Raw genomic sequence first — 11028 nt, 5'->3', positions numbered from 1 at the left:
AGATCTTGATCTCTGCACCAGCAATCTCAGTACCACCAAGGTTTACTTTACTGAAAGTAATCGCTTTTTCAGTTGGTGTCTTCTTGTTGACAATATCACGAGATACCGATTTATCAGTTCCGAAATCTTGTGAACCAATCTTGATTTCCTCAGTTGATTTGTCATATCCTTCTGGTGCTGTCACTTCTCGGATAGTATAGTTGTCTCTCAACAACTCTCCTACGCTCGCATTACCATCAGCATCTGTTGTCAACTTGCCAACTACTGCCCCAGTACTGTCACGAACCACTTCAAATTCAGCACCTTGAAGATTTTCACCTGCTTCATTTACCTTGTGGATCTTAATAGAGAATACATATCCTTCAGCTACACCACCAGCAATCTGATAGGTACGAGTGCTAGTTGATTGTTCAGTCAGACCACCATTATAATTCATCTTGGCTACGTTCGTAATTTTTTCGCCATCAACTAAATCATAATTTGCTTTAGCCCTATATTCAATCATATAACCAAAGCCATTAGTATCTCCTAGAGGTAAAGTGAATCCATCTCCGCCCGGATTTACAGTCATTTGTTTCTTAAATGTTTCTGTCATATCCTGAGCATTAGACCATTTCCAATCTCCGTTATTCCAACGCCAATCTACTTTATAAATACGAAAAGTATCTGGTAAGAAGGTGAAATTTGGAGACGAGAACGCATCCTTGATGGTTATATCACTATAGTTGGCCATATTGCGGTTTACAGTAATATTGTAACGAATAACATTTTTCTCGTCATCCTTATACTGGAAGGAACTCTTTTCAATCTTAGAGTCATACTGTTTAGGAGGTCCATTATAATGAACAGTCCCTGGAACTAAGGTCCGTGTTCCTATTGTAAATCCAGCATTCAAGTCACCTTCTTGACTCACTACATCATGGTCAACCCGAGCATAGAAGAAAAATTCTCCACGGACACCAGATTTTTGCTCAACATAATTTGTATATGTTAAGGTAATCGTTTTGTTTGCAGAATCCAAAAATCCATTTGCAACAAGATTACCTGACTCGTCCTTAAGCTCAATGGCTGAAGAGTTCGCAAAAGCATACTCTGGCGGCAAGGTGATTGTCGTCGTATCTCCTTGATGTACTTGGTTATCAGGCAATACAAATTTTGCGTAAACGCGGAAATCTTGCCAAATATCAATCCCTTGTGTTAAGTCTCCTCCAGAAGAACTTTTGAGACTCATCTCAGTAATGACATCATTAAATTCGGCCGCCTGCACTTGGGCAAGAGGAGTTAATGATGGCAAAACCACTCCCAAACAAAGAATAATGACGTGAAGCCAAGTTCTAATTCTTTTGTTCATGCAATCTTCCTTTCTCATAATATTCAGTTTTGAATGTACAATGTAATTGTATACTAACTGATTTCCCCATCTTATCAGTGTTTACCTTTACAAAAAAGTAAACATTTTTTATAGATACATTACGCCTTCATTCTACCATACTATCAATAAAAAGACCATATGTTATAAGCCTTTTTTTAATATTTATTCAAATTTCATTAACTTGCTAGCATTGAACAAATAATTACATTAACTTTCAAATTAAAGCTGATGCTACCAAATCCAATCTTTTATTACTTTTTTGTGTCTGAAATACCACAAAAACCGGAAACAAAGTCCGGTTCTTCTGATTTATTTCCTAAAAGTCAAGGCGTAGAATTTACCATCCCAGAGGAATTTCAACTCTTTCTCTTTGACTCCCGCTGGAACTGCTGCTTCAATTTCTCCAAGATCAACAGTAGCATCCTTAAAATAGTCCTTGCTAAAGTGGTTTTTCTTATATTGCTGGTCCACATAATCCGCCGTCTCATCTGAAATCAAAATCTTAGTCCCTGGTTTAGCCACCCTTAGCATTTCCTGCATGGCCTTGGTCTTATCGGTAAAGAAATTGATTCCACCAATATGATAAACGATATCAAAACTATTATCCGCAAAGGGTAGATCTTCCGCACAGGCATGAAAGAGTTGCAGATTGGTCTTCTTGGAGCAAGATTTCTGACATTTTTTCAGCATGCCTATGGAAATATCTGCCCCGACAAAGTCTAGGCTTTTCAGATCAATATTCTTAGGGATGTAGCGCAGGTCTTGACCAGTCCCGATAGAGACATAAAGGACTGACAAATGGTCTTTCCATTCTATTTCAGCCATTAGCTCTCTTCTCAGCTTATCGACTGCTTTCCCATAAAGAAGGGCACCCAGCCATTTTTCACTCAAATCATACCAGCGAGCAAAGCGATTATACATGGTCATATACTTGGCATTGTCGCCAGAGATATAGTCCGGATTCAGAGCCAGGTAGATGTCCCCATCTTTTTGAAAATCATCCACCTCCAAGCCTGACTTCAGTTTCTCTTGTATCTTTGTTTCCATCATGTTTCTTGTCTCCTTTTTCTATTTGAAAATTATTATAGAGAATTCTGAAACAAAAACAAGAGATTTTCAGCAAGTGGCTACCCAGCATGAGTAACCGGAAGAAATTACTTGGCAAGTTGCAGAAAATCAAAGGAATATTATACAAAAGAGTCTGAAGCTTTCTGCTTTCAGCACTTTGGGTCCAATTGGTCAGCTTTCTACCAGCCTTGAAATTGCACTAAGCTGGTTCTTATCTGATGCTTCTTATTTGAAAGTATTTTTTCCATCTTATCTCAAATGTCGAGTTCATTCTGTGAAAGCCCGCAGGCCATTAGGATAAAGACAGAAATCACAGCCAGAAGCAAACTCTCGATTTTCTTGAACCTAGACATAGGAGTTCTCCCTTTATGCGAAACTTGTTGAGACTAGCACTCCGCCAAAAATGCCTGCACAGTCTTGACATCTTCTGAGCTACCGCCTTGGTCAATATCACAGATATGCTGGAGCCCATATTTTCCGATAATCAAGGCAGTCGCCCCACAGAAGGTCCGGCCGTGTTTAACAGAGTCGCCATTGTTAACAAAACCTTTAATCAGCCCAGGATGTTTCTTGATAAAGCGTTTGGTAGACCAAGGAATTTTCCCAGCACCAGCATTTCGAGTAATGAGAATACAAGGCCCTTCCAGTTTCTCCTTGATGCTCTGTGTCGGATAGCCCAGTGATTCTGCAAATCGTTTTCCAATACCAGTATTAGAATCATAAACTACAATCAACTTCATCACCTACTTTCTTAAAAAAAGGATAGCAAACCAGGCCGCAAAGCCAAGAACCACAACATCCGAGATGAGCATAAGCATAAACTCCAAATCTGGCATCATGTGTATGTAAATTAGCAATGACAACGTTGCTAAAGCCAGCGCTGTCAGCTTCGCAACTACTGGCAATCCCGGAATCAAAGTTGCTCCAATTAGGACAAGGATGAGACCTCCGACTAAAAATGACTGAAAATCTATACTTAAACTAAAACCAACTGTCACACCGCCATAGCCAATGGTCAAAAGACCAATCGCGACCAGACAGATACCTAAAATAAGCATTCCACTCATGGCAAATCCTCCTTGCTTATTCATTCTTTTCCTCACTTTCTATTTTTGAATGAATAGTTCCAGATATTCATTCACATCATGATAAAAAATAATGTATTTTATCTAATTACGTTCCTTTCCATTTCCGAATCACAGGGCATAATCCATCACCTCCTTTGTTTATGAATGAATATTTTTATAAATTCATTCATCGTCACTTCTAAGAAAAGGAATTTTCTCTATTTGGAAAAAATTCCCTTAACAAAATATTTCACTAAAGTCTCAAGACTATCGAAGTAGCCTGAAAATTCCTGCTCAGTGACATGCATGTCTATGTAGTAAATCAAGTCATATACCTTCATGATCTCAGCAATTTTCTCCTTCGAAAACCCCTCTTCCTGCAAGCGCTGGCTGAAAGTCTGAATCAGAAACTGATGAAAGGCATTGGACGCTCGACCGGCATCTTGATTATAGTAATCGTGCAGAATCTGAGAAATGCCCGGCTTATTCCACTCGGCTAAAATTTTATTGGGCGAAATCAACTCAAAAGTGACTGCAAAAAGCTGTTCAACGATTGCTTCGGGCTCGCCCTGCCAGTCTACGCGTTTCATGGTTTCCTCACGTATACGGCTATTTTCAGCTACATAAACCTCCAAGAAGATAGCTTCCTTGGACTCATAATATTTGTAAAAGGTTCCGACAGCCATCTGGCTTCTCTTGGCAATATCAGAAATTCCAGCTGCCTTATAGCCTTTTTCTGCAAAGACTTCTCTAGCTGCAGCCAGGAGCTCATTTTTTTTATCCATTTTCCTGTCTCTTTTGTGAATGAATTTTATTTTTTATTCATTCATATTTTAACACTTGTTTTACAAAAGTCAAGTATTTTGCTATACTACAGTCTAGATATTCTTTGAATATCAAATTATTATACCGAATTTTATTGGAGGTTTAGTAATGCTAAAAGAAAAACGCAATCAGGGAATGATTGGCCTATTATTTATTACTCTAATTTTTCTTGGAATAGCTGGCGCCATGGCCTTTATCCAGTACCAAAAGGCTAATCCTAAAATTGCCTACTCAGCAGACACCGCTAAAGTTTCTTCTGAAACAGTTTATACTGAAGTTTATGATATCTCTCCAGAACCTATTTTCCCAGTAAATGATAAAACTGAGGTTTGGCTGGTTCAATATAAGGATGGATATGTTGGCGTTCAAGCAAAAAAAGGTGACAAGCAGATCGCCAAGCTAGTGGAGCAAGCAAATAAAGGAGAGCTAAAGAAAAATCCCGCACGACTTGTCGGTACTTACATAAATACAAGCGTTCAAAAGAAGGACCAATCATATATTTCCAACTTTTCTAGCTTGATGCATAGTCTAAGAAATGAAGTTGGAGATATCTCGGCCAAAATTGCAACCAGCTCTTATATCTCTCTTTCTGAGTTTGACTCTGAACATTCCAAATTCATCTTTTACGTCCTATTCTTAGTCGGTTTATCTGCCATTTTTATCGGAACTGGACTCTTCAACCGCAGAAAGAATGTGCAAGCTTATAATGAAATTTATTCAATTTATCCAGAAGTCCAAGGAAATCTTAATCTCTTACTAGAACAAGCTTCCTTCCATGACGAAGAATTGAAAATCATCATCTATAAAGATCACCTGATCACTTATTATCGTGGTGTAAGAACTGTTGACCTAAAACAGGTTATCCACCTCTACCACCATATTTTCACCATGCATCGAGGCTTTGCATCCAACAGAAATTCTACTCTGATTGCTGTTCGATCAAATAACAAGAAATATCAGATGCCTATTCGAAATATTGGCAAAACGACAGATATTCAACTTCGGTCTACTTTTGACTATCTCTACAATTACTTCCCTCATATCAAATTAGGAGTGTAATGCCACATAAAACTCAAGCTAGATTTTCCAGCTTGAGTTTTTTATATATAAAAACAGGAGCAGGATACAATCCCAGCTCCTTTTTTTTAAGATATGCTTGTCAGAACGTTTTTCAGTAGATTACTTGCCTTCTTTTTCCCTTCTGCGTTTGTCCAAGGCACTATTAATCTTCTTGGTCTTAAGATTTGTATCCAAGTAAAGAAAGAGCCATACAAAGAGATAAATCAGAATAAAATCTAGCCAGAAATGCCAGTTGGCAATTAAAAATCCCCAGTTATTGTAGACCATGAAGCAGCATACTAAGACTGCGACAGCGACAAAATGCAGTAAAATCGAGACTAAAAAAGAGAAACGGTCTTCAAAAGTTTTTAAAATTGAACTGATGATCCCAATCAAACCGCTCATCACCATGACACTGACGATATTACTTGTTGTGGGCGGATTTTTTTGAATAGAGAGAGCAAGGACAATCAGATAGACTGCACTCCCCCTCTGGATGCCCATCAATATAGCGTGTAGACATTTTTTTATACTCATCACTTACCTCCTAGATTCCCAGATATTCCATTAAGAGTTTAACATAGCGACGGCTGACTTCGGTCTTGATTTGATTGGTCAGCTTGGCCGTCATATTGCCAGAAAAACTGTCAGATAAAGACTCCAAATGGTCAATATTGATGACAGCATGCCGGGAAACCTGGATAAAGTTCGAGCTGCTAATCCGTTGCTGAAAGCGAGTCAAAGTCTCTGTCGTCTGATAAATGCCTTCTCTGCTGTAAATCATCAAAGTTGTCTGGTTGATGTCTGCTAGGATTATATCTTCAGTCTTCAGCATGATAAGCTTATCGTCCGACTTGATAGGCAGGACACCACTTGGCCCAGCCTTGTACTGCTCTAAATAATCTAAGATGGCCTTGGCCTCTGCCGCTAGCTGGTCTGCCTTGACCACAACCAGCGGATCCTTGGATGAAATGGTTGGATCTGTTTCAAATTTTGCTTGCAAGAGGAAGCTCCCTATTCACATTCTATTGTAGTTTCAGCCGGCGGATGACAATCATATTTTGCACTATCCAAATAAGCGCTATTGCAACTAAAACTATTCCAACTATATAGAAAGTTTCTGTCCTTGTCAAGAGCTCCTGCCATTCAATGCGAATTCCCATTATTTTTTCAAAAGCTACTCGTGACTGGCTGTTATTGGCAAAAGTGTCTGCTAGACTTTCCTTCATGAGAAGCTGTCTGAAAAGAGATGCCATGTAGTTAGAAGGCGTAAGCTTCATCAGGTTTTGTGCCATGTTCGGCAAGTTTCCAATAGGGATATAGGTTCCCACTAGAAAACCAGAGGTCGCTCCGACTACTGTCGCTAATTTACCTAGACTATCCACTGATTTGAAGCGTTGAACAATCAGAGCATTTATTAGTGTGGCCAAGAGGCTGTTCAAGATCATCAGAAGCACCAGGTAAGAAAGTTTTCCCCATTCAAAGGAAATTTTATCCGCCTGCATAAAATAGCTGAGCATAAAGGTAAACATAATGACCTGCATCAAAAAGCCGATTATAATAGAGCTGATAAGATAACTAAGCTGCAAGCCCCACGGTCCTAAGTCCGTGATAAAAAGATCATCTGTTACCATCCGCTCCCGGTCTTCGACCTGCCGTGAGAAAGCTGCCAATGTGGTTGTTAATGCTGTAACTGCCAACACACCACCAATCAGCCACAAGTCCATCAGCTGGCTGGAATAACCTCCAGAATTACTTTTCAAAAAAACGATATAAAGCACAAAGGGAATAATGGCTCCAAAGAGGGACAAAATTACCCCACTGCGGTTGCGAAAATAAAGTAAAAAATTGCGTTTAATCAAAGCGAGCATATTAGCGTACCTCTCTTCCTGTCAGTGCCATAAAAGCATCGTCCATGGTTCCGGGTTGGAATTCAAATTGTTCAATATAGGGACCTGCCTGAGCCAATAAGGTCAGTGCTTCTTGAGTCGTTTTAGGGTGAAGGATAAATTCCCCTTCCTTGACTTGCTCCCAAGCACAGTCTTTTGGCAAACTTTTCTCTAAACCTGCTACATCTGGACTTAAAATCCGTAAGATATTGCGGGCGTAGTTTCCCTTAATCTGGTCTGCAGATCCTTGGGCAATAACCTGACCATGATCTACGATATAAATCTTATCCGCATCGTCTGCTTCATTAAGATAGTGGGTTGTCAGGACAATGGTCATCTGCTCTTCTTTCTGAATCTGCTTGAGTAGGCTCCAAATACTCTCCCGAGTCTGAATGTCCAGCCCTGTCGTAGGCTCATCTAGAAAAAGTAGGTCAGGGCTATTGAGCAGAGCTCGCGCAATGTCCACCCGACGCTTTTGACCACCAGACAGCGTCCCATACGGTTGCTTGGCAAAGGCTGAAAGACCAAGCTGAGAGACCAAGCGTTCGATTCTACCTGCAGGCATCTCCTTGTACTGCTTAGCTCTGATAGTCAGATTTTCCAAAACTGTCAGCCGAGCGTCCAACACACTGTTTTGAAAAACCACACCCAGCCTAAGCTTTTCAGCATAGCAAATCTGCCCGAACGTTGGCTTCAAGAGACCTATCAGCATCTGGATAGTCGTAGACTTGCCTGCTCCATTAGGGCCCAAGACAGCGGTAAAACTGCCTCTCTCAATCTGAATATCGAGACCATTAACAGCCACCTTATCGCCATAAATCTTGCTAAGATTTTTTGTTTCTACTAACATGATATTTTCTCCTGTCCTTAACTTCTGAGACTATAATAGCAAGTCTTTTTTGAAAAATCTCAGCTTTTTGGACAAGCGGTAAAATGAGGGAGACAAGAGGTGAAAATCTAGACATCAAAAAAGCCCCGACCAGAGGTCAGGGATAATAGACTAGCGTGTAACAATCTTTCGATAGCTACGTGAAGTTAATAAGAATACTAAAATATAAGCTAGTAAAAAGACGCTACAAGTTATGATCGTTGTCTGAATTAATAAGGGCGTATTGGTCACACCTAAAAGCGCCACAATCAAACTAAGCATATGAAAAGCAGCTGCAACATGGCAGAAAGCAAAAATAAGTGGCAAGAAGAACACAGTTACGATTTGCTTACGTATAGTGCGCTTGGTTTGCTTCTCATCAAGACCAACTTTTTGCAAGATGACAAATCCATCACGATCTTCATAGCCTTCAGAAATCTGCTTGTAGTAAATCACCAGAACAGCCCCCAATAAGAAAATGACTGAGAGAAACAGACCTATAAAGAGTAAGGTTCCCGTCACCTGCTTTTGATTTTGCTCTGCCACTTCTCTATCAAAGCTTACTGCATAACCACCAACTTGCAGACGGTCCATCTCTTCTGTTACTGCTTTTTGCACCTTATCAGAAAACTCCTGGTTGCTCTTCGTGTTACTAGAGATACCAATATAATATTCATGCAAAGCGTCCAAACCGACTTCTTTTATATCATTGACAACCATGTTTAACATAGCACCCCCAACCATGATATGCCCATTGGGTAAGTGTCCATGAGTAAAATCTTGTGAGGAAATTTGCTTGATTTTCCAATCCTTGCCATTGATACGTAAGGGTTGATTTTTATCTAAAGATAAGTTTCTACCATAGATAAGTGTTTCACCATCAGCTAAGTCTAATGTTTCTCCTGTCATCTTCTCATAATCCTGACGGCTTACAAGCATAAAGCTACCTACCGCCTTGCTGAAAGATTGAGGTGCTTGCATAAAGTTACGGTCGCCAACAGTTACTTCATTCCCCGCCACCTCAGAAAGCATCGACGTTTGATAAAGATAGTCGGAGTAAGTCGGATTTTTAAGACCAGATTCTTGAGCAATTTCTTTTACTTTTTCTAGTAGAGGTTCATTTCTATCTACTGTATCTGGCAAGGATACTGTGACATTATAGTCTTTTGGATAGAGAGTATCAATATAGTCTTTGCCGCCAACATAGATATTAATGGTTCCTACCAAGGTCACCAGAAGCATGGTTGAAAGGATGGAAATCGTAGCCAGACCTGCAGCATTTTTACGCATCCTAGAAATCAAGTTAGATACTGAAATAAAGTTCTGAGGCTTGTAATAGTAACTTTTACGTTTTCTTAGAAAATTTAAAAGTGTAATGGATCCAGCATTAAAGAGCAAATAGGTTGCTACAACAACCATGAGGACCGCAAGAAAGAAATTGGCAATGGCTGCAACAGGCTTTGTAACTGTCAAGGCTATATAATAAGCAACTCCCATGAGAACGACTCCCAAAAGGGTCTGCAAACCTAAGAATTTCCCCTTCTTTTCTCCTGCTTTCTTTTCTCGCATGAGGTGGAGTGAGCTATAGCGCAAAAGCCTCATAGAATTAAGAAAAAGAATGATAACAAAAGCTAGTCCCAGACTGACTAAAGTCAACCAAATATTAGACCATTGGAAGGTTGAGGTCAACACAACAGGCATCCCCATAAACTTCAAGAGCAGGGCATAAAGGAGCTTATCTAGTAGCGTTCCACAGATAATTCCTAGTCCGACAACCCCAGTATATAAAAGACACAGCTCTATGAAGGTCATAGTGAGTAGGTGCCTTTTTTCCATACCAAGTATACTATAAATCCCCAGCTCTTTGGAGCGATTTTTCATGACAAAACTATTGGCATAAGTCACAAGAATCAATACCGCAATCTGAATAACCCAAATCCCAAACTGCAGGGTCATACGCGCCGCTGTCCCACCATAAGTTGTCTCCATATTACTACTATAAGTCAAGGAAATAAAACTATAGAGTATCGCTGTTGCTACAATCGTGGATAGAACAAAGGGATAATAAAGGCTGCGGTTCTTAACAAGATTTGAAAGAGCTAGTTTACTGGTTAGTTTGAACATAATCACCCACCTCACTTGCCATGACAGTCAAAGTATCAGAAATCTCCTGGAACATCTGGCGTTCTGTCTTATCGCCCCGGAAAATCTGATTGTAAAGGATGCCATCCTTGATAAAGAGCACCCGCTTGGCCCGGCTGGCTGCTGATGTCGAGTGGGTCACCATCAGAATAGTCTGACCCCGATCGTTAATATCATCAAAAACATCCAAAAGAGCAGCCGATGACTTGGAATCCAGTGCTCCTGTTGGCTCATCTGCCAATAAGATCTCCGGTTCAGTGATGATGGCACGCGCAACCGCGACCCGCTGCTTCTGACCACCGGAAATCTCATAAGGAAACTTCTCTTGCAGCTTGTTAATTCCTAATTCAGTACAAGTAGTGACCAATTTTTGCATCATCTCTGTGATGGGACGTCGAGAAAGCACTAAAGGCAAGAGGATATTGTCCTTAACTGACAAGGTATCCAGCAGGTTAAAATCCTGAAAGACAAAGCCTAGCTTTTCTCTGCGGAAGCTGGATGCTTGGCTGTTTTTGATAGTCGCTGTATCTGTTCCATTCAGAAAGACTTGCCCTTCTGTTGGCTTGTCCAGCATGGCTAAAATATTGAGGAGTGTTGACTTACCTGAGCCAGACTCTCCCATGATGGCCACATAGTCGCCCTCATCCACTGTGAAGTGGATATCCTTGAGCGCTTCTACTTGATTGCCCTGAAAACGGGTTTTATAAATCTTTTTTACGTGTTGTACATCTAATAAAC

General features: G+C 40.3%; 11 protein-coding genes and 1 pseudogene. 1 reads left to right on the top strand and 11 read right to left on the bottom strand.

Features of this window, described 5'->3' with window-relative positions; translation table 11 throughout:
* From HMPREF2780_RS02700 to HMPREF2780_RS02680, 5 genes are all read right to left on the bottom strand, one after another.
* Window positions 1–1351: Ig-like domain-containing protein (locus HMPREF2780_RS02700; RefSeq protein WP_233994371.1), on the bottom strand; the 1351-nt coding region annotated here is incomplete at its 3' end.
* A gap of 330 nt (window positions 1352–1681) precedes the next feature.
* Window positions 1682–2422, bottom strand: a complete 741-nt coding sequence (locus HMPREF2780_RS02695) for a class I SAM-dependent methyltransferase (RefSeq protein ID WP_045503783.1) — start codon at window positions 2420–2422, stop codon at window positions 1682–1684.
* A 404-nt stretch (window positions 2423–2826) separates the two neighbouring features.
* Window positions 2827–3183 (bottom strand): class Ib ribonucleoside-diphosphate reductase assembly flavoprotein NrdI, encoded by a 357-nt coding sequence (locus HMPREF2780_RS02690; RefSeq protein ID WP_179943971.1) that lies wholly within the window; start codon window positions 3181–3183, stop codon window positions 2827–2829.
* Entirely contained in the window at window positions 3184–3531 is a 348-nt protein-coding gene (locus HMPREF2780_RS02685; protein ID WP_045503785.1) for a hypothetical protein, read from the bottom strand.
* A 194-nt stretch (window positions 3532–3725) separates the two neighbouring features.
* Window positions 3726–4292 carry a TetR/AcrR family transcriptional regulator gene (locus HMPREF2780_RS02680; protein WP_061595957.1) on the bottom strand — a complete coding sequence of 189 codons (567 nt, stop codon included), beginning with the start codon at window positions 4290–4292 and terminating at the stop codon, window positions 3726–3728.
* Between the two features lie 148 nt (window positions 4293–4440).
* Between HMPREF2780_RS02680 and HMPREF2780_RS02675 the strand changes: the two genes are divergently transcribed.
* Complete coding sequence (locus tag HMPREF2780_RS02675) at window positions 4441–5391, top strand: hypothetical protein (protein WP_061595958.1); 951 nt, start codon at window positions 4441–4443, stop codon at window positions 5389–5391.
* A 120-nt stretch (window positions 5392–5511) separates the two neighbouring features.
* On the opposite strand, the gene HMPREF2780_RS02670 is transcribed toward HMPREF2780_RS02675, so the two are convergent.
* The 6 genes and pseudogenes from HMPREF2780_RS02670 to HMPREF2780_RS02645 all read right to left on the bottom strand — a co-directional run.
* Window positions 5512–5928 carry a DUF3021 domain-containing protein gene (locus HMPREF2780_RS02670; RefSeq protein ID WP_061595959.1) on the bottom strand — a complete coding sequence of 139 codons (417 nt, stop codon included), beginning with the start codon at window positions 5926–5928 and terminating at the stop codon, window positions 5512–5514.
* 10 nt (window positions 5929–5938) lie between these two features.
* Window positions 5939–6394 (bottom strand): LytTR family DNA-binding domain-containing protein, encoded by a 456-nt coding sequence (locus HMPREF2780_RS02665; RefSeq protein WP_002899836.1) that lies wholly within the window; start codon window positions 6392–6394, stop codon window positions 5939–5941.
* 22 nt (window positions 6395–6416) lie between these two features.
* Window positions 6417–7262 carry an ABC transporter permease gene (locus tag HMPREF2780_RS02660; protein ID WP_045635129.1) on the bottom strand — a complete coding sequence of 282 codons (846 nt, stop codon included), beginning with the start codon at window positions 7260–7262 and terminating at the stop codon, window positions 6417–6419.
* A 1-nt stretch (window position 7263) separates the two neighbouring features.
* Window positions 7264–8130, bottom strand: coding sequence for an ABC transporter ATP-binding protein (locus tag HMPREF2780_RS02655; protein ID WP_105026091.1), 867 nt, complete (start codon window positions 8128–8130; stop codon window positions 7264–7266).
* A gap of 1010 nt (window positions 8131–9140) precedes the next feature.
* A pseudogene (locus tag HMPREF2780_RS11900) lies at window positions 9141–10272 on the bottom strand (FtsX-like permease family protein); the annotation flags it as partial.
* Window positions 10253–11028: ABC transporter ATP-binding protein (locus tag HMPREF2780_RS02645; protein ID WP_105026090.1), on the bottom strand; the 776-nt coding region annotated here is incomplete at its 5' end. The gene HMPREF2780_RS02645 and the pseudogene HMPREF2780_RS11900, both read right to left, overlap by 20 nt.

Source organism: Streptococcus sp. HMSC062B01 (genome assembly GCF_001811085.1).
GTDB classification, from domain to species: Bacteria; Bacillota; Bacilli; order Lactobacillales; family Streptococcaceae; genus Streptococcus; species Streptococcus gordonii.
The sequence above is the reverse complement of the archived record's forward strand: the minus strand, read 5'-3'. Positions and strand labels throughout refer to the sequence as shown.

Coding starts and splice junctions, on each gene's coding strand:
- HMPREF2780_RS02695 (WP_045503783.1), bottom strand. CDS start 2,422: ATGATGGAAACAAAGATACAAGAGAAACTGAAGTCAGGCTTGGAGGTG.
- HMPREF2780_RS02685 (WP_045503785.1), bottom strand. CDS start 3,531: ATGAATAAGCAAGGAGGATTTGCCATGAGTGGAATGCTTATTTTAGGT.
- HMPREF2780_RS02680 (WP_061595957.1), bottom strand. CDS start 4,292: ATGGATAAAAAAAATGAGCTCCTGGCTGCAGCTAGAGAAGTCTTTGCA.
- HMPREF2780_RS02675 (WP_061595958.1), top strand. CDS start 4,441: ATGCTAAAAGAAAAACGCAATCAGGGAATGATTGGCCTATTATTTATT.
- HMPREF2780_RS02670 (WP_061595959.1), bottom strand. CDS start 5,928: ATGAGTATAAAAAAATGTCTACACGCTATATTGATGGGCATCCAGAGG.
- HMPREF2780_RS02660 (WP_045635129.1), bottom strand. CDS start 7,262: ATGCTCGCTTTGATTAAACGCAATTTTTTACTTTATTTTCGCAACCGC.
- HMPREF2780_RS02655 (WP_105026091.1), bottom strand. CDS start 8,130: ATGTTAGTAGAAACAAAAAATCTTAGCAAGATTTATGGCGATAAGGTG.